16 protein-coding genes and 1 pseudogene are annotated in these 17,085 nt (G+C 39.0%); 7 read left to right on the forward strand and 10 right to left on the reverse strand.

Annotated elements, in window-relative coordinates:
• Positions 1-21 precede the first annotated feature (21 nt).
• Complete coding sequence (locus tag KV40_RS08890) at positions 22-1,329, reverse strand: ABC transporter ATP-binding protein (protein ID WP_036480042.1); 1,308 nt, start codon at positions 1,327-1,329, stop codon at positions 22-24.
• Between the two features lie 363 nt (positions 1,330-1,692).
• On the opposite strand from KV40_RS08890, the gene KV40_RS08895 reads away from it, so the two are divergent.
• From KV40_RS08895 to KV40_RS08910, 4 genes are all read left to right on the forward strand, one after another.
• Positions 1,693-2,238, forward strand: a complete 546-nt coding sequence (locus KV40_RS08895; protein ID WP_036480044.1) for a pyridoxamine 5'-phosphate oxidase family protein — start codon at positions 1,693-1,695, stop codon at positions 2,236-2,238.
• A 140-nt stretch (positions 2,239-2,378) separates the two neighbouring features.
• Positions 2,379-3,548, forward strand: a complete 1,170-nt coding sequence (locus KV40_RS08900) for a pyridoxal phosphate-dependent aminotransferase (protein ID WP_036480047.1) — start codon at positions 2,379-2,381, stop codon at positions 3,546-3,548.
• Between the two features lie 92 nt (positions 3,549-3,640).
• Positions 3,641-4,006: a hypothetical protein gene (locus KV40_RS36150; RefSeq protein ID WP_216595569.1), complete on the forward strand. Its 366-nt coding sequence runs from the start codon at positions 3,641-3,643 to the stop codon at positions 4,004-4,006.
• On the forward strand, positions 3,996-4,280 hold the full coding sequence (locus tag KV40_RS08910) for a hypothetical protein (protein WP_036480050.1): 285 nt from the start codon (positions 3,996-3,998) through the stop codon (positions 4,278-4,280). Before KV40_RS36150 ends, KV40_RS08910 begins: the two co-directional genes overlap by 11 nt.
• Before the next feature lie 152 nt (positions 4,281-4,432).
• Here the strand turns inward: KV40_RS08910 and KV40_RS36655 are convergent.
• Positions 4,433-4,861, reverse strand: a pseudogene (locus tag KV40_RS36655) (DUF2262 domain-containing protein).
• Between the two features lie 166 nt (positions 4,862-5,027).
• Between KV40_RS36655 and ggt the strand changes: the two are divergent.
• Positions 5,028-6,806: a gamma-glutamyltransferase gene (gene ggt / locus KV40_RS08920; RefSeq protein WP_036480055.1), complete on the forward strand. Its 1,779-nt coding sequence runs from the start codon at positions 5,028-5,030 to the stop codon at positions 6,804-6,806.
• Between the two features lie 211 nt (positions 6,807-7,017).
• Here ggt and KV40_RS08925 read toward each other — a convergent pair whose 3' ends face one another.
• The 3 genes from KV40_RS08925 to KV40_RS08935 all read right to left on the reverse strand — a co-directional run bounded on the left by KV40_RS08925 (position 7,018) and on the right by KV40_RS08935 (position 10,159).
• Positions 7,018-7,947 (reverse strand): cation diffusion facilitator family transporter, encoded by a 930-nt coding sequence (locus KV40_RS08925; RefSeq protein ID WP_036480058.1) that lies wholly within the window; start codon positions 7,945-7,947, stop codon positions 7,018-7,020.
• A 223-nt stretch (positions 7,948-8,170) separates the two neighbouring features.
• The gene (locus tag KV40_RS08930) at positions 8,171-8,794 is read right to left on the reverse strand and encodes a response regulator transcription factor (protein ID WP_036480061.1); all 624 of its coding nucleotides are present in this window, start codon (positions 8,792-8,794) and stop codon (positions 8,171-8,173) included.
• A gap of 111 nt (positions 8,795-8,905) precedes the next feature.
• The gene (locus tag KV40_RS08935; protein WP_052055486.1) at positions 8,906-10,159 is read right to left on the reverse strand and encodes a sensor histidine kinase; all 1,254 of its coding nucleotides are present in this window, start codon (positions 10,157-10,159) and stop codon (positions 8,906-8,908) included.
• 202 nt (positions 10,160-10,361) lie between these two features.
• On the opposite strand from KV40_RS08935, the gene KV40_RS08940 reads away from it, so the two are divergent.
• Complete coding sequence (locus KV40_RS08940) at positions 10,362-10,847, forward strand: Spy/CpxP family protein refolding chaperone (RefSeq protein WP_036480067.1); 486 nt, start codon at positions 10,362-10,364, stop codon at positions 10,845-10,847.
• Between the two features lie 114 nt (positions 10,848-10,961).
• Here the strand turns inward: KV40_RS08940 and KV40_RS08945 are convergent, their stop codons facing one another.
• Together KV40_RS08945 and crtO are read right to left on the reverse strand one after the other, a co-directional pair.
• The gene (locus tag KV40_RS08945; RefSeq protein ID WP_036480070.1) at positions 10,962-11,513 is read right to left on the reverse strand and encodes a DUF2231 domain-containing protein; all 552 of its coding nucleotides are present in this window, start codon (positions 11,511-11,513) and stop codon (positions 10,962-10,964) included.
• A 45-nt stretch (positions 11,514-11,558) separates the two neighbouring features.
• Positions 11,559-13,250: a beta-carotene ketolase CrtO gene (crtO, locus tag KV40_RS08950; protein WP_036480073.1), complete on the reverse strand. Its 1,692-nt coding sequence runs from the start codon at positions 13,248-13,250 to the stop codon at positions 11,559-11,561.
• Positions 13,251-13,641: 391 nt separating this feature from the next.
• On the opposite strand from crtO, the gene KV40_RS08955 reads away from it, so the two are divergent.
• On the forward strand, positions 13,642-14,058 hold the full coding sequence (locus KV40_RS08955) for a CsbD family protein (protein WP_052055487.1): 417 nt from the start codon (positions 13,642-13,644) through the stop codon (positions 14,056-14,058).
• Positions 14,059-14,173: 115 nt separating this feature from the next.
• Here KV40_RS08955 and KV40_RS08960 read toward each other — a convergent pair whose 3' ends face one another.
• The 3 genes from KV40_RS08960 to KV40_RS32030 are packed head-to-tail and all read right to left on the reverse strand — an operon-like array spanning position 14,174 to position 16,644.
• Positions 14,174-14,932: a phytanoyl-CoA dioxygenase family protein gene (locus tag KV40_RS08960; protein ID WP_036480076.1), complete on the reverse strand. Its 759-nt coding sequence runs from the start codon at positions 14,930-14,932 to the stop codon at positions 14,174-14,176.
• 53 nt (positions 14,933-14,985) lie between these two features.
• On the reverse strand, positions 14,986-16,203 hold the full coding sequence (locus tag KV40_RS08965) for an ABC transporter permease (protein ID WP_036480079.1): 1,218 nt from the start codon (positions 16,201-16,203) through the stop codon (positions 14,986-14,988).
• A 39-nt stretch (positions 16,204-16,242) separates the two neighbouring features.
• Complete coding sequence (locus KV40_RS32030; RefSeq protein WP_052055488.1) at positions 16,243-16,644, reverse strand: hypothetical protein; 402 nt, start codon at positions 16,642-16,644, stop codon at positions 16,243-16,245.
• Between the last annotated feature and the right edge of the window lie 441 nt (positions 16,645-17,085).

Genomic DNA, 17,085 nt, shown 5'->3' on the forward strand with positions numbered 1-17,085 from the left:
CTCGCGATTTCACTATTAACCTTAGCAAAGAAGAGATTTTCCGCCATCAACTCTAAAAAGATGAATTTTATCTATTTGTATTGATAACCAGAGGCGATCGCCCATAGCAACTCGTTTATCGGGGGTAAGAGTTACGTTAATAGTCGCTTCTATATCTTCGTTTAGATGAGCCGAAACATAGGTTTCACTTCCCAAAGCTTCAACCAGATCGACTGTAACCGAAATATTTGACTCGTCTTTATCTCCTAGCTGTAGATGTTGGGGACGAATACCTAAAGTAAAAAATCGGGCGTTGCTGTCTTGAATTGGTTTAGCCCAAAATTCTGGCAGAGTAAGTTTAAATTGAGGATGCGCTAAGGTTAACGGTGCGACTAGTTCTACTGGTAAAAAATTCATTGGTGGCGAACCGATAAACTCGGCAACAAAGCGATTAGCTGGCTGCTGATAGATTTCTAATGGTGGGGCAATTTGCTGGATACGTCCGTCATTCATTACCGCAATGCGATCGCCCATAGTCATGGCTTCGGTTTGATCGTGAGTAACATAAATTGTAGTAGTACCTAGTTGCCTTTGCAGTTTGACAATTTGAGCGCGGGTTTCGGTTCGCAGTTTGGCATCGAGATTGGATAAAGGTTCGTCCATCAGAAACACTTGTGGATTACGGGCGATCGCTCTACCTAATGCTACTCGCTGTTTTTGTCCTCCCGATAATTCTTTGGGCAGTCTATTTAGTAGCGTTTCGATTTGCAGTAAACTGGCAACTTGTCTCACTCTCGATCTTACTGACTTTTCTTTTGCCGATAGATAGCGTAGTTTTCTGGGTAAAGAACGAGTTATCCCTACCAAAAAATCGTCTAGCTTATTAGAATTTGATAATTTGCCATTTTCTGACAAAATATTGCCACGTCGCAGTCCAAAGGCAATGTTGTCGTAGATATTTAAATGGGGGTATAAAGCATAATTTTGAAATACCATCGCAATATCTCTGGCTTTAGGCGGCAGATTATTTACCAGGCGATCGCCAATCCAAATTTTACCAGCCGTTATAGTTTCGAGTCCCGATAGCATTCGCAATAAGGTGCTTTTTCCACAGCCAGAAGGACCTACTAAAACCATAAATTCACCGTCTTCTACGATTAAATTGATATCGTGTAAGACACCAACGCGGTCACTTTTTCGGGATTTAGCTTTGGTAGATGTGGGAATAGTGTTAGCAATTGCGATTGCAGGACGAACTTTTTGCTCTTTACCGTCTAATTGTTCTATTGCCCCATCTCGTTCGCGGCGTGGATAACTTTTATCAACGTTTTCAAAAACAACTTTTGCCACTGTGACAGCTTAATAATTTGCTCTATTTTGCCTGTCATACTATCACTTAGATTTAGTTCGAGCAGTTGTTTTTCAATATTTTTTTTACACGCTTAATGTCATTTGGTAATATTTTACGGCAACAAGTAGTAGAGAGAGTCGAGCAACTATAGCTTGAAAAGCGATCGCTACTGCTCGTATATACTCAACCAAAAGGCGATCTCTACCTAAAAAAAGCTGAGTTGAATGCAAGATCTGCTATCAAGGAGATCGCTTTCCCAGATTTAGAGATCGAAGTAAGAAAAATAGTTGGATAAAGTAAATTTGAAAATAAACTTACTAAAGCTCACATAGAATAGAGCGTCTTTTATTCTTACAAAAATTATGGCAAAGTTTTATTCGCAACTTACTTTAGACTTACAAACTTTTATCCAAAAGCAAAAAATCTTTTTTACCGCCACTGCACCCATATCGGGCAGGATTAATTTATCTCCTAAAGGTATCGATACTTTTTGTTGTCTCGATGCTAATACTGTCGCCTATCTAGATTTAACTGGTAGTGGTAACGAAACTGCGGCACATCTACATGAGAACGGCAGAATGACAATAATGTTCTGTAGTTTCGAGGCAAATCCTCTAATTCTAAGATTATACGGTCGAGGAGAAGTAATTAGCCATTCCAGCGATCGCTGGAATAAATTACATTCTCTGTTTGTCTCCACGCCAGGAGAAAGACAAATAATTTTGCTCGATATCGAATCAATACAAACTTCTTGTGGTTTTGGCGTACCGCTATATGAATTTAAAGAAGATAGAGAAACCTTGATTGACTGGGCAGCTAAGAAGGGCAAATCTGGCATTAAGCAATATCAACAACAGAAAAATCTACAAAGTATTGATGGATTGCCGACTAATCTCAACACTAATTAATTGAGCGATCGCCCAAATGTCATCGATCGCAGAAATTGTAAAGAAACATCCTAATATTTTTCTAAAATTAAGAAGATTTTGCGAAACTATAGTTTAACCTTTAGGGCTGCAAGTACAAGAAAATCTCAAACTTATTATTAATGAAATTAGCCGCCAGAGTCGATCGCGTACCACCATCAATGACATTAGCAATTTCTGCTAAAGCAAAAGCCATGCAAGCAGAAGGTATTGATGTCTGTAGTTTTAGTGCGGGAGAACCAGATTTTCCTACTCCCGCTCATGTTGTCGAAGCAGCTAAAACAGCTTTAGATAATGGTAAAACTCGCTATGGACCTGCGGCAGGAGAACCAGAACTTAGAGAAGCGATCGCTCGTAAATTGCAGAAAGAAAACAATTTAGATTATCAGGCAGAAAATACCATCGTTACTAACGGCGGTAAATACTCTCTGTTTAACCTGATGCAGACTTTAATTGAAGAAGGAGACGAAGTAATTATTCCCTCTCCTTATTGGTTGAGCTATCCAGAGATGGTTAAGCTGGCTGGAGGCACGCCTGTATTGGTAGACACGTCAATGGAAAATGGCTATAAAATTACTCCCGAACAGCTAGAAAAAGCGATTACCCCACAAAGCAAGCTGTTCGTGCTTAATTCTCCTTCCAATCCTACAGGTGCGGTTTACAGTCCTGAAGAAATTCGCGCACTTGCAGACGTAATTTTAGCTGACGATAAACTTCTGGTAGTTTCCGACGAAATTTATGAAAAAATTCTTTATGGTGATGCCAAACATCTCAGTATCGGTGCGGTAAATCCTCAGATGCTGGAACGAACTATTACTAGTAACGGTTTTGCCAAAAGTCACTCGATGACTGGTTGGCGCGTGGGTTATGCTGCTGCCCCTGTAGAGATAATTAAAGCCATGACCAAGATACAGGGACATAGTACCTCTAATGTCTGTACTTTTGCCCAATATGGCGCGATCGCGGCTTTAGACTCTTCTCAAGATTGCGTAGCAGAAATGGTCGAGGCATTCGCTAAAAGACGCACTTACATCTACGAAGCGGTTGATGCTATCCCCAAACTAAGCTGTTTTAAACCCGATGGTGCTTTTTATCTCTATGTCGATATTTCTCAGACGGGAATGGGTTCTCTAGAATTCTGTGAGAAGTTATTAGAAACCAAACACGTTGCTGCAATTCCTGGGGTGGCTTTCGGAACGGATAACTGTATTCGTTTTTCCTATGCAACGGGTATGCCGACAATTGAAGAAGGCGTTAGGCGTTTGGCTGAGTTTGTTGATTCTCTGAAGTAATTTAAGTGATAGATATTTTTATTAAAGTTGATTGAGGAGTTAGTAAAACGAAGAAAATTTATCAGCCTGACTCGATTCGTGGCGATACACCAATGTCTGATGAATTACTTAGAGCCGTAAAAAAGAGGCGATTTGTGAAAGTAGCCAAACCTGGATCGGATGACGCTAAATATCTAGATTTTGTAGGAGCTAACGCATCTGCTGGTAATTGGGAAGGTAATTCTAATCCAAAAAATTTAGATGCCATAACAGTTCGGTCTGATGCTTATAAAATAGAAGTATTAGAAGAGTTTTTACACGGCACTCAAGCAAAGTTGGATATGGATATGTCTACAGCAAACTCAGCTATTTTAGAAATTCATGTAAAAGACTTTATGATACGTCATAAAGTCTGGTTAGGTTTGTCAGAAAAAGATGTAGAAGCATTGACAATAATGAAAGAGCTATATGAAAGATAATTACGAGATGGATATTAAAGCTGTTTTTCATCTTAGTAGGGGGACTACGGCTATAGTAGGCAATCTTAAGGGTTATGAAACAAAAAGAATTATAGGCTCCAAAGCACAATTATTTGTTGACGGAAAACCACAAACAACTATTGAGCTATATGAAACTATATTCGATCGCCCTACTAAGGATAATTTGCGATCGCTCGAAACCTACGACAAAGTAGAATTAACCCAAAATTTTGTAGAAAAACACAATTGTAGATTGGTAGAAGTAAAAAACTGATAGATTAATAATGAAAGTTTTTAGCGATAAAAGCAAATTTGCCTTGTAAATAGAAGACTATAAATCTGAGGCTGAAAATTTACGTGTTGTCAATATTGTTGTTTTGCTAGAGCGATCGCTTATTTAATATTTAGTTTGATAATTCGATTCAATTAACCTGCAATGTCAGCATCTCCTAATTCACCTTCAGAGTCAAGATTGATTACAATTGAATGTCCTGCAAATAAATCGCCATCTAAATAATAAATTTCTGCGCTACCATCGTTGCTAATATTTACCGACTTTAGCTCCATCCGCTTGACGAATTATTCCCGATCGATTATTTCATCCTCACTCCAAGTATCATTGTATAAATCTAGTAGCTTTTCTGCTGCATAAAGCTTAAACTTTGAAGCACTGTCTCTAAGGTTTTTAATTACTTTGCGAGTGAATTCTAAAATTTCATCAAAATTATCATTATCAATATAGAATTCAGATTCTATAACTTCACCATTATGGTCTTTTATTTTTCCTTCATACCAAACGTATTCTTCAGAATATTCGATCGCGCCTAAAAAAGAATCATTAATAGTTTTTTGCATTAATTAGAAAAAGATTATTTACTAAATTCTTAATAAAAGTAATGCATTTTAGCTAGAGCGATCGCAATAGATATTGCTTGTCGAACATTTTAGATAAATTATTTGATATTTTTTTTTGCCATATTATATACTCAGATCGCTTATTATCGAGCTTACTCTGTTTTAAATGTCAATCGAGAAAAAAATAATTATAGCTATTAGTTCGATCGCAATTCTGGGCTTTGGTTTATACAAAAATATAGATAGTCCCTTTGTTTATCGACTAATTAGCAAATGGAACTGCAAAGATTCTTTATTACCCGTTTGCAACCCCGCCAATGCTCAAACTGTAGATAAAGTTTCTGGTAACAATGGCGTGGTTGTCTCTACCCAAAAAGAAGCGTCAAAAATTGGTTTGCAGGTATTAAAAGATGGCGGAAATGCGATCGATGCTGCGGTAGCGGTAGGTTATGCCCTAGCCGTTAGCGATCCTTGCTGTGGTAACTTAGGCGGTGGCGGTTTTATGCTGATTCGTTTTGCTAATGGCGAGTCTACTTTTATCGACTTTCGCGAAACTGCACCTTTAGCTGCAACTCAGGATATGTATCAAGATAAGCAAGGTAATGTAATTAAAGGATTGAGTACCGAAGGTTATTTGGCAGTTGGCGTTCCTGGCACTGTAAAAGGTTTAGATTATGCCATGACTGAATATGGAACAATGAAGCGCGATCGCCTTATCAAACCTGCTATTAAATTAGCTAAAAACGGTTTTGTGTTGCAACAGGGCGATGTAGATATTCTTGAGGCGGGAAAAGATAAGTTATTAGAACCTAATGTCGCTGAAATATTTTTGACAGAAGATAACAAAGTCGATCGACCTGGAGATATTTTAGTGCAAACCGATCTAGCCAAGACACTAGAGTCGATCGCCAAACGGGGAACGGAAGTATTTTATCGAGGAGAAATTGCCGAGAAAGTTGTTACTGCTAGCGAGGCTAACAACGGCATTCTTAGCTTAGAAGATTTTGCTAATTACCAGATTAGGGAAACCCAACCAATTAGCTGCAACTATAGAGGTTATCTGGTTATTTCTGCACCTCCTCCTGGTGGTGGTACTACCGTCTGTCAGATGTTAAATATTTTGTCTGGTTACAATTTGAAGCAGTTGGGTTGGCAAACTACCAAAAGCTTGCATTATATCTTTTCGGCAATGCTACTAGCTTTTAGCGATCGCAATCAATATTTAGGCGATCCAGATTTTGTCGAATTTCCCCTCGATAAACTGTTGTCTAAAGATTATGCAGCTACTTTAAGAACTAAAATTTCCGACTACGAAGCTATACCGCCAGAATCAGTTTATTCTAATGTTCAAACGGAAGGAAGCAATACCACTCATTATTCGGTAGTAGATAAACAAGGTAATGCCGTAGCGGTAACTTATACAATTAATTCTTATTTTGGTGCGGGGGTAATTGCCCCAGGTACGGGTTTTTTGCTCAATAATGAAATGAACGATTTTACGACTAAGTTAGGCAAACCCAATCAGTTTGGTTTGCGTCAGGGAGAAGCTAACCTAATTGAACCAGGCAAACGTCCTTTGAGTTCGATGTCGCCTACGATAGTTACTCAAGATGGACAAGTTTATTTAGTAACGGGAAGCCCAGGAGGTTCGACTATACCCAATACCGTATTGCAGGTAATTGTTAATGCGATCGATTACGATATGGATTTAGAAGCCGCAGTTAATACTCCTCGTCTTCACTATCAGGGATTTCCTAATGTTGTTGTTAGTGAACCCAATGCAGTAGATGCCAAAACTATCCGAGGTTTGAGACTAAGAGGTTATACAATTTTTCCTTTCGATACTTTGGGTGCGGCAGAATCAATTTTGGTCGAGCCTGAAACTGGATTAAAAACAGGAGTTAACGATGTTCGCAAACCTGCGGGTAAAGCTGTTGCTTATTAACGTAATAACATTAGAGAATAGGGAACAGGGAACAGGGAATAGGGAAGTAAAAAGTAATAAGTAAATCATTGCTACTCGCTACTCGCTACTCGCTACTTGCTACTCGCTACTTGCTACTTACTACTTACTACTTACTACTTACTACTTGCTACTTGCTACTTGCTACTTATTTTTGGAAATAGTATGATTTCTATTTGAAATGATTATAATATTACAGTTCTGCCTTTTCAGTACTGCCAAAACTAATATCATCAGATTCATAGTCTGGTGGTTCGACGTGAATGGAAACTCTAACTTTACCAAAGCTTTCTGCTAGTCGTTGTTCGATGCGTTCGGTAATTTTATGAGCGGTTTGCACATCAGAAGTATCGACAATCAGGTGCATTTCGATAAATACCTGTCTTCCTACTACACCACGAGAGGCAATATCGTGACAGTTAACTACTCCAGGAGTTGTCATGACAATGCGATGAATTTTTTCGGGTGCGATCGCCATTTCGTCTACCAACCAGGGTAAATTGTCGCGTATTACTTCCCAACCGCTATAAAACACCATAAAAGCAACGGGAAAAGCCAAAATTACGTCAAGCGATCGCAATTGAGGAATATTCAATGCTGATGCTTGCCAAACTCCTATCAAGCCTGCAATTACCACCACCGTCACCCAAATATCGCTGGTGGTGTGTTTGGCATCGGCAATTAAAATCGGACTATCAATTTTTTTACCAACGTTGCGTTCGTAAACAGCAACAAAAATATTGACGATTAAGACAATTGATAACAGCCATAACTCGCTTGGTGCAACTTCTACAGGCTTACCACCAAAAGCAATACGTTCTACCGCACCCTTGAGAATTTCAAAACAGGCAATTCCTAAAAAAGCGGCAATTCCCAAGGCACCTAACGCTTCAAATTTTTGATGTCCGTAGGGATGTTCTCTGTCTGGTAGGGGAGAAGAAAAACGATTGGCAATTAAGCCCAAAATATTGTTGGCACTGTCGGTAATGCTGTGTAAAGCATCTGCTTGCAGGCTAAGAGAACCAGTAGCAAAACCAATGGTTGCTTTTAACGCCATTACGAATAAATTTAGCAGCAGAGTTATCCAGAGAACTTTGCGAACTTGGGAACGATTGTCTTGCATTTTCGACCACGAATTATCATCATGCCTTCGTTATACAATCATAAGCCGAAAATAACTATAGTCTTTGGCAGTAAATGCTTTGAGGTGTATTCATCTGTCAAAAACATATAGGCTTATTGCAATTTATTCTAATAAACAAAGTATTTTGTTCTTATTAATTGGTAGTTGTTTTACTAAGGTTAGATGATATTAATTAGCATTAAAAACCTAATATTAAAATTGATTACCGATCACCTGTATTAACAAAAATAGCTGCCTGAGTGCGATCGCGCAGATTGAGACGACGCAGAATACTGTTGACGTGATTTTTAACGGTGCGTTCGGCAATGTATAGCTGTTCGGCGATTTCACGATTGCTATAGCCTTTAGCAATTAATTGTAATACTTCTTTTTCTCTAGAAGTTAAAGTCTCTAATTCTGGTGTTTGAGTAGCTGTAGAAGTGGTAACGGCTTTTTTAAACAATCCAGGGCTTAATTGAGTGTAACCTTTGTTGGCAAAACGAATTGCTTCGGCTAGTTCTGTCGAGGGAGTGTCTTTAAGCAAATAGCCTTTAGCACCATAAGCCATTGACTGAGCTACATATTCATCATCGTCAAAGGTAGTGAGAACTAATATCTTAATATCTGGTGCTTGTTTGGCGAGAGCCTTAATTGCTGCCACTCCATCCATTACAGGCATCCGAATATCCATTAATACTACGTCGGGTTGCAGTGAAAGCGATCGCTCTACGGCTAGCTTGCCATTTTCCGCCTCGCCGACAATTTCTATATCGTCATGAGTTTCTAATAAACTCGCCAGTCCTTCTCTGACAATGCTTTGATCGTCTACTAACAACACGCGAATCATAAGGTATTTCTCACTTTGTGTTCTAAGGAAAATCCACTATTAATGAGCCATTTATTATTAAGCATTTATTGTCTGTAGTGTTCAGTGTTTATTGAATCTATAGTCGGTAATTTATACGAGCGGAATTTTGACTTTAACCTTGCAGCCTGCACCATACTGACTATTAACAGAGAAACTACCGTCTAAGGCTTGAGTGCGTTCCTGCATTCCCTGAATACCAAAACCTGTTGTATTCTCTTGCGGCTCAAAACCACAGCCATTATCTTTTACAGTAAGACAAACATAGTTATTTTTAATATCTAAATCTAGTTCGACTTTGGTAGCTTGACTGTGTTTGACAACATTAGTTAGAGCTTCTTGTACGATTCTATATAGTGCGGTGTCGATTTCTGTAGAAACAGTAGTTAAATTTATTTTTGAGGCGATCGCAATATTATTATTAGCTTCAAATTCGTCTATCAGTTTAGCGAGAGCAAGTTCTAGCGATCGCCCCTGTAAAATATTATTTCTCAGAGTTGCTACCGACTGACGAATATTTTGTAGTGCTTCTTTACCTAACTGTCTGGCTTTTTGGATGTAACTGGCGGCTTTGGTACGATCTTGTTCTAAAAATAAAGCAGCATTTTCCAGTTGAATACTTTGGGCAGTAAGATAGTGTCCGACAGAATCGTGAATTTCGCGAGCGATGCGGTTTCTTTCTTGTAAGATGGCTCGATCTTCTAACTTTTGAGCATATTGCCGCAGACGACGATTGGCAATGGTTAGCTGTTGGCGGCTTTGATGTTCGGCTAAAATCGTGCTTACCGACAACAGAACAAATGCCAAAACTAAACCAAATAATAATGCCGAATTAAACAGCAAGCCAAACAAAACTCTATTAGCTTCTTCAGGTGGCAAACGTTTCAAAATACGGGGTATTCTGCCGAGAACGATACCAAAAGGAGTAATTCTAAGCCAAATCGCTGCCTGTAGTAATAAAAAAGAACTATAGGCGATCGCAGCAGCAATAATTCTTCCTCGCCAATTAAACAGCAAACAGGCACGAATAACCACAATCAACAGCAACGGCGGAAACACTCGATCTCGTCCTCCTAATAATACCGCCAGCCAACTTAAAGTAAAGCCCAAACTAATATAAATCTTTTTAAAATTGGCATTGGAGAAAGGCAGTCTCAACCCCATAATTCCCAACGCCGCAATGCTGAAAATCGCACTTAAATTCAACAGCCAGAAGTTCGATGCCAAATGATGGTGACGGGGTGCCAGTAAATCCGAAAAAGCAGTTAGTAAAGCAATTACTAGTAAAATCCACTCTAGATACAGCAGTAGCTTAAAAGGATGTTTTTGCCACGTAGTTTGAGTCATTTCATTTAGCATTTATCAATGAGCAATGAGCAATGAGCAATTATCGTCTGTAGTGTTCACTGTTCATTGTTTACTGTTTAATCTAGTCCCAAAGTACTAACAGAATTGGGAACATAGATCGATGTTACTCTACTGCCTTACTACTTACCATTGAGCTATAAGCAATCAATTTTGTAACTCAATCTAAGGAGACAAAAATTTTATGAGGAGTATTTTATTAACTCTAGCAGCAACTTCGCTAATTCTTCCAACTACAGTTTATGCTGCTGACTTTAATTCCATTAATTCAAATAATAGTGACACATCTATGAAAATAGCTCAAGCGCGACCCAAACACGGTAAAAGACACGGTAGAGGCGATCGCCTGGAAAAACTACAGGAACAGCTAGATCTTTCTACCGAACAAAGACGACAGATCGAACAAATCGAGCAACAGTCCGAAACTGAAACAGAGGATTTGCGCCAACAGCTAGAGGAAGCTCACCAACAAATGCAGACGCTACTATCTAGTGATGCTTCTACCGACGAACTGCGCCAACAACACCAACAAATGCAAGAACTGCATCAGCAGCTAGACAATAATCGTTTTGAAACCAAACTACAAGTTAGAGAAATTTTGACACCAGAACAGCGGACTCAGTTAGCAGAAACAATGCAGCGCCGTTGGGAACGAAAAGGCGAACGGTAAGATTTAATTATTATTCGGGGTTTTCATGACAATAAAAAGCGATCGCCAGCAAAAATGCCAATTCTTTAAAACCTAAATTCTTTTGCTTTTAGTAAGCGATCGCCTTGTAAGACTCTAACTAGAACTTTCTTCCCCAATAACCCCTATTTTATGACGAAAAGATAGTTCTCCACCGTACCAACCACCAACAGAAAGTAAGGTAGCTATCACTAGAGAAAGAATAATTCCTACAGGAATAATTGTGGTTTGTGGATCGCCCAAACGCAAGCCAAAGTTAACAAATGTCAGTACCAGAACTGCCACGTTGATAAACATATGCGCCCAACCAGCGGTACGCCGACGCACCTTTTTAACCCTGATAAAATCTACCATGCCAATTAAAGCAGCTAGAACACCAGCTAACCCACCCAGACCAATTAGCCATAGTGAAGCGCGCGCCCAGAAAAAGTCTTTGGTCAGCCAGTAACCTATGTCGCTACCTGCCGCACCGCTCAAAAAAGCAACGGGAAAAATTACTAAAATTGGATGAATGGGGTGTCCAAAAATAGATATGGAACTGGTAATACCGCTTCCCACATAATCACCTTCGCGGCTTTCTAAAATTGCTGGAATATTAGGATACGGAACTTGACCACTTGCGTTGGTGCGTTCGGCTGAGTTTTGCATTGGTTTCTCCTGAATTTAGATGAGTTGAATTAAGTTTTAAAATTTTTATTCGACAATATTTTTAATGGTCGAGCTAATCTTTTCTCTGACTTCTTTTACCTGTTGGGCTATGGGTCTTTTTTCGTTGAGAAAGACGCGAGCGCAGTTGCGACCTGGCATTCCCGAAATTGAGCCGCCTGGATGGGTTCCTGCCCCTGTAAGGTATAGTCCTGCTATGGGTGTGGTATAGTTGGCAATTTCTGGTAGAGGTCGAAAGAACACCATCTGATCTAAAGTCATATCGATGTGATAGTAATTGCCCTTATAAGCTCCCAGACGTTCTCCCAATTCGGCTGGACTTTCGACACGACGGGCAATAATGGCATCTTTTACATTAGGGGCATAATCGGCTAACTTATCAATAACGCGATCGGCAACTTTATTTTTTAATTCATCCGTCCAACCAGTACCGTTTAGTCCCTGTCCTTCCATGCCATGAATTTGATAGGGAGCAAAAAATTCGATCCAGAGAGTGTGTTTCCCTTCTGGTGCCATAGAAGGATCTAATACCGTCGGTACGTCGAGATACATCGATGGATTTTCATCGGGTATTTTACCCATTGAAGGTAAAGTGTGAGCTTCTTCTACGTGATGCATCGAGTCGGCAATTAAAATCGAACCGATAAGCAATTCTTCTCTGTGGTTGTAGCGTTCAAAACGGGGTGCTTCGGAAAGCGCGCAGTCAATTTTTAGAATAGTTTCATTGTTGTTGACAATACGTCTATCTAGCCTTTCTCTCAAGTCAGGTGCGGCAACTTCACTCGCCTCAGCAGGAACCATATTTAAAAATAAGCGACGAGCATCGATATTAGAGATTACCCCTTGTTTGGCGCGATATTCTTCGCCATTACTAGTTCTGACTCCTTCTGCCCGACCATTATTACCAATCAAAACCTTTTCTACGGCGCGATCGCACAATACCACTCCGCCTTTATCTTTAACTAAATTTAGTAAAGCTTGAGTTAAGGCACCCGTTCCCCCGCGAGGTCTTGCCATACCAGGGTTGTGCCGCATAGACATCATCATCGAACCAATACCGATAGTTTTCTGAGAGGGAGGCGAGCCAAATTCGGCTGCAAGCCTAGCCAAGGGTGCCCTGAGAAATTCGGAGTCGAACCAATAATGCAAACTATCTTCAGGGGAAGTTAGCATAGTCCGAATCAAGTCGAGTGTTTTATCTATGCCGCCTATAGTAGAAAATAAATCCTTAATATTGTTTAAACCGTAATTACCAGCAATATCGATTAGCGACTTAGGTGGTGCATTGAAAACTGGGGTAATACCTTTGGTCAAACGCTGCCAAAAATCAATGTATTCGCGATATTTTTCGGCATCTCGTTCGCTATATTTAGCAATTTCAGCACAGGTTTTTTCTACCGATTTATGTGCCAAAAAATATTTGCCATCGGGATGGGGGCAAAAGGTTACGGGGTCACAATAAAGATATTCTAAGCCGTATTTATTTAGTTCTAATTCTTCAACGACGGGACCCAAATGAATAAATTCATGATCGATCGCACAGAGATTGAACTTAAACCCTGGTGCTTCTTCTGGCAGAGATTCTTCTGTAGTAGCTCCACCGCCAGGTATAGCACGTTTTTCTAGTAAGGCAACGCTATAACCTTCTTTGAGTAAATAAGCAGCACAGACTAATCCATTATGACCAGCCCCAATAATAACGACATCGTATGTTGGCATAACCTGTAATTGTTAAATAAATTCAGACAGTTCAATCTACTTGCGCTTTTTTAACTTAAAAAACGTCGTGGCATTTTAACTAATATTAAAAAACTATTTACCTCAAATTTATCTATCGAGGGAAATAAAAATAAATTAGCAACTTTTCTGTATTGGTTGAGACAAATAAAAACAAATTGTGATGGTTTTCCTATTTGTAATAGTTGGCGTGTTGCCTTCAAAACGGCTTTATTATCTATCTTTTTGGAGAAGTATTAAAGCGTCAAATATGTATGTAGAGCCTAAAATTGTTTGTAGTTTGCCGACCTATATTTTTTCTTCCTAAATCCTTACAATTATTGCAAATATTATCTATACTTAATTGCGTTGACGATAGTTGAGAGATTTTTAAATGAAGACTTCAAATTTTATTACTAATTTAGTTGACGTTAAACGTAAGTTAGTTGCTTTTGCCAGCATTTTCGCCATATTTTCCCTAATTTTTGCTAGTGTTTTTACTGTAAACACTGCCAGCGTCAGTGCGGAAACCATTAATCTGCCTACAATAGTTGCCTTTGAAAATGTATCTGGCGAAGGTATTGGCGACAAAGTACAAGGTACATTCGATCGCGGTGCAGGTAAGATGCAGAAAAATTTTGGCGATGCCGCAGACCGCCCTGGGGACACTGCTAAAGGAGCTTTAAAAGAAGCAAAAGGTGCAGCCAAACAGAATTTAGGTGAAGCTAAAGCGMAAGCCGATATGGCTGGAGACAAAGCTGAAAATGCTGCTGAAAGCTTTGTAGACTCAGTTAAAGATTTCTTTGAGTAAAAATTAAAATAAAGCTGTAAGCCGTAAGCTTTAAGCTTAATTTCGGTTAAACTCTGTTGATGACTAATAGTCTATAGTCTTTAAGGCTATTTAGCCATCAATTTTTTTATACTTCTCAGTCCATTTTGAATTTCATTGCGAGCATTTGCTCTTGTTGCGATCGCCAGTCATGACGCAACAAATGTTTTAATTTGGGTGTAGCTCGTTCAAACACCGCCGATTGATAGTTAAATAAATTGTTTTCTAAAGGATGAATATACTGCGGTGTATAGTTGCCCAACAAAGATACTCTGGGGCGATCGCTGGTATTTTCCGATGTATCGTGCCAGCATAGCCCATGAGAAATAATCGCCGTTCCCGCAGTTCCCGTTACTTTTTGAGCGATGGATTCAAACTGCTTTACGTCTGGTTTGGTGGCAAGTTTTTGAGTTTCGGCAGCAAATAACGGTGCGCCATTGTTCTCAGTAAAATCTTCTACCAACCAAATTACCTGTATTTCTAAAATAGGATACGCAGGAAAGGGAGAAGACATTGCCCAATAGGGATAATCTACGTGAACTCCCATTCTCGATGCGCCTGGATATAGAACGTGTGCCGAAAATCCACCCAGAATAATATCTTCTCCTAAGATCGCTTCGATAATAGATAGTAAGGTTGGGTTCTGTACTAACCGCTCGAAAATTTCTCCTTGATAGATTAAGCCATAAACTCTGGCTTTGTTACTGCGATCGCCTGAAGATTGCTCTTGGGATTTTACCCGTTCTAAAACTAAGTTACGGGCGGTTTCGGCTTCTTGAGGAGTTATTAAATTGGGAATTGCTACATAACCTTTACCATTAATAATTTCTTGGGTTAAATCTTTAATATCGAGCATTATATCGATCGCCTCTGTTGCAGTCAGTTACATTGTAGAGCTTACAAAAAACTTTATATTGCATGACGTAAAGAGACAATCGGATCGAGTTTGGCAGCTTGTCTGGCAGGTATTACTCCAAAACAAATACCGATACCGCAGGAATTGGCGATCGCCAAAACTACTGCCAATGGTGCTACGCTGGCTTCTAGGGGAGTTATAAAAGTAACAATTGTGACACAGCCAGCACCAGCAATAGTACCGAGAATTCCTCCAGCTAAAGCTAAAATTGCCGTCTCGATTAAAAACTGAGTCAAAATATCACCTGCCGAAGCACCTACGGCTTTACGCAAGCCAATTTCGGCTGTACGGGCTTTTACCGACATCAGCATCACATTCATAATGCCGATACCGCTAACTAATAAAGAAGTACTGGCGATCGCGACTAAAGAAGCCGTTAAGCCTAAAGTTACTAAATTAGAGGTTTGTAAGAATTTTTCCTGGGAGTGAATGGCAAAGTCATTGCGATCGCTAATTCGATGGCGCAATCTTAATAAATTGCTTACCTGAAACTCAGCCGCCCTAACGCTATCTTTATTTTTGGCAGTAAAAGTAATTGCCGAAACTTCGGTGCCGTAAGGAGAGGTATTGCCAACAATTTTAGTTGCCATAGTAGTAATAGGAATAAAAGCGGCATTGTCTTGATTGCTTTCTAGTAAAGAGCCTTTAGCAGCCATAATGCCAATAACTTCAAAGCTGTTATTCTTGAGGCGTACTCGTTTACCAATAGCGTTTTGGTGGGGAAAAAGTTTTTTCGCTAAGTCTGCACCTAAGACAATAACTAAACTACGGCGTTGGAGATGGTTTTCTGCAATAAACTCACCTGTCGCTATTTGGAAGTTACGAACGGCAAGAAACTCTGGTGTGGTACCAACTATAGAAGTTTCTAGACTGAGATTTTGAAAATTGATTAGCTGCTGGTTTTTAATCTGGGGGGCAACTGCGGTAACAGCAGGAACTTGAGTGGCGATCGCTTCGGCATCTGCCAAAACTAAGGTTTTAGGCATACCTTTGCTTTGGCGTACATTACCTCGTTCGGGAATTACATAGAGCATATTTGGTCCAAACGATTCTAATTCTTCTGTAGCTAACTTTTTGGTACCTTCTCCTACTCCTACCAACAAAATAACCGAAGTATTACCAATAATTAGACCTAATGCCGTCAACAAACTTCGCAACTTATCAGTTTTTAAAGTTGCGATCGCCATTTGCAGAGAATCAAGAATATTCATAATTGTTGGTTACAAAACTTATATTTTTCGTTCAAATATTTAGCCAAACAAATGTAAAGAATACTGCCAAATGTGACATCCCAAAAGAAATAAAGCAGCATAGGTAAGATAAACAAGTTTTTTAAAGTTATATTTTATTTCACTAAATATAAAAGCTAAAAATATCAAAAGATTAAAAACTAATAAACCTTCTGCATAAACCCAATAAGTATTTAAGTTATAAAAATCAATGTCTGCTTTTTGGGTCATTAACAAACCATGTACCAAACCAAGAAACACTGTGATAATCAAGGCGATACGAGAGATTTGCCACCATGTTGACTTGCGCTTTTGGATAAATTCTATATTATTGGCGATCGCAGGAAAAAAAGCGAAACCAGAACCTATTAAAGATAATGTGCCTAAAGATTGTGCTAATAAATTTATGTCGATTGAATACATAATTTTAAATTAATTGTTTTTTATATTTAATCGGTCGTTAAATTTTTTTTAAATAAACTTTACAAGAACTAGCAGATATTTTTAAAACCTCTGCAGTTTATATGTAGAAAAATAAAATTTGGCAGATTAAAAAACCGCCAATATTTTTTATCTGCAGTAAAAATAGTTAATAGCAAATTACTTCAAAAGTATTTTGCTTGGCTTTGTTGTTTCTAAGATGCCATGAATTGTAAAACCAAACTATAGTTATGACCGAAAAAATACTCAAACTTCATACTACAAATATCGAGTCAACTTGTAGCTATACTTAGCGAACAAGCCTAGCTATACCTTAAGTTTGGAGGTGCAGGTAAACTATAAAACGAAATTTAAATTAAACTCTTAAAACACGTGTAGTTCGCTGTATTTAGAAGTTGTGGTAATTACCTAACTAAGTTAAAG

It is taken from the genome of Myxosarcina sp. GI1 (genome assembly GCF_000756305.1).
In the GTDB taxonomy this organism is placed as follows: Bacteria; Cyanobacteriota; Cyanobacteriia; order Cyanobacteriales; family Xenococcaceae; genus Myxosarcina.

Bases quoted from the DNA above. Each gene is read 5' to 3' on its own strand.
- KV40_RS08895 (WP_036480044.1), top strand. From the start codon at position 1,693: ATGGCAAAGTTTTATTCGCAACTTACTTTAGACTTACAAACTTTTATC.
- KV40_RS08900 (WP_036480047.1), top strand. From the start codon at position 2,379: ATGAAATTAGCCGCCAGAGTCGATCGCGTACCACCATCAATGACATTA.
- KV40_RS36150 (WP_216595569.1), top strand. From the start codon at position 3,641: ATGTCTGATGAATTACTTAGAGCCGTAAAAAAGAGGCGATTTGTGAAA.
- KV40_RS08910 (WP_036480050.1), top strand. From the start codon at position 3,996: ATGAAAGATAATTACGAGATGGATATTAAAGCTGTTTTTCATCTTAGT.
- ggt (WP_036480055.1), top strand. From the start codon at position 5,028: ATGTCAATCGAGAAAAAAATAATTATAGCTATTAGTTCGATCGCAATT.
- KV40_RS08925 (WP_036480058.1), bottom strand. From the start codon at position 7,947: ATGCAAGACAATCGTTCCCAAGTTCGCAAAGTTCTCTGGATAACTCTG.
- KV40_RS08930 (WP_036480061.1), bottom strand. From the start codon at position 8,794: ATGATTCGCGTGTTGTTAGTAGACGATCAAAGCATTGTCAGAGAAGGA.
- KV40_RS08935 (WP_052055486.1), bottom strand. From the start codon at position 10,159: ATGACTCAAACTACGTGGCAAAAACATCCTTTTAAGCTACTGCTGTAT.
- KV40_RS08940 (WP_036480067.1), top strand. From the start codon at position 10,362: ATGAGGAGTATTTTATTAACTCTAGCAGCAACTTCGCTAATTCTTCCA.
- KV40_RS08945 (WP_036480070.1), bottom strand. From the start codon at position 11,513: ATGCAAAACTCAGCCGAACGCACCAACGCAAGTGGTCAAGTTCCGTAT.
- crtO (WP_036480073.1), bottom strand. From the start codon at position 13,250: ATGCCAACATACGATGTCGTTATTATTGGGGCTGGTCATAATGGATTA.
- KV40_RS08960 (WP_036480076.1), bottom strand. From the start codon at position 14,932: ATGCTCGATATTAAAGATTTAACCCAAGAAATTATTAATGGTAAAGGT.
- KV40_RS08965 (WP_036480079.1), bottom strand. From the start codon at position 16,203: ATGAATATTCTTGATTCTCTGCAAATGGCGATCGCAACTTTAAAAACT.
- KV40_RS32030 (WP_052055488.1), bottom strand. From the start codon at position 16,644: ATGTATTCAATCGACATAAATTTATTAGCACAATCTTTAGGCACATTA.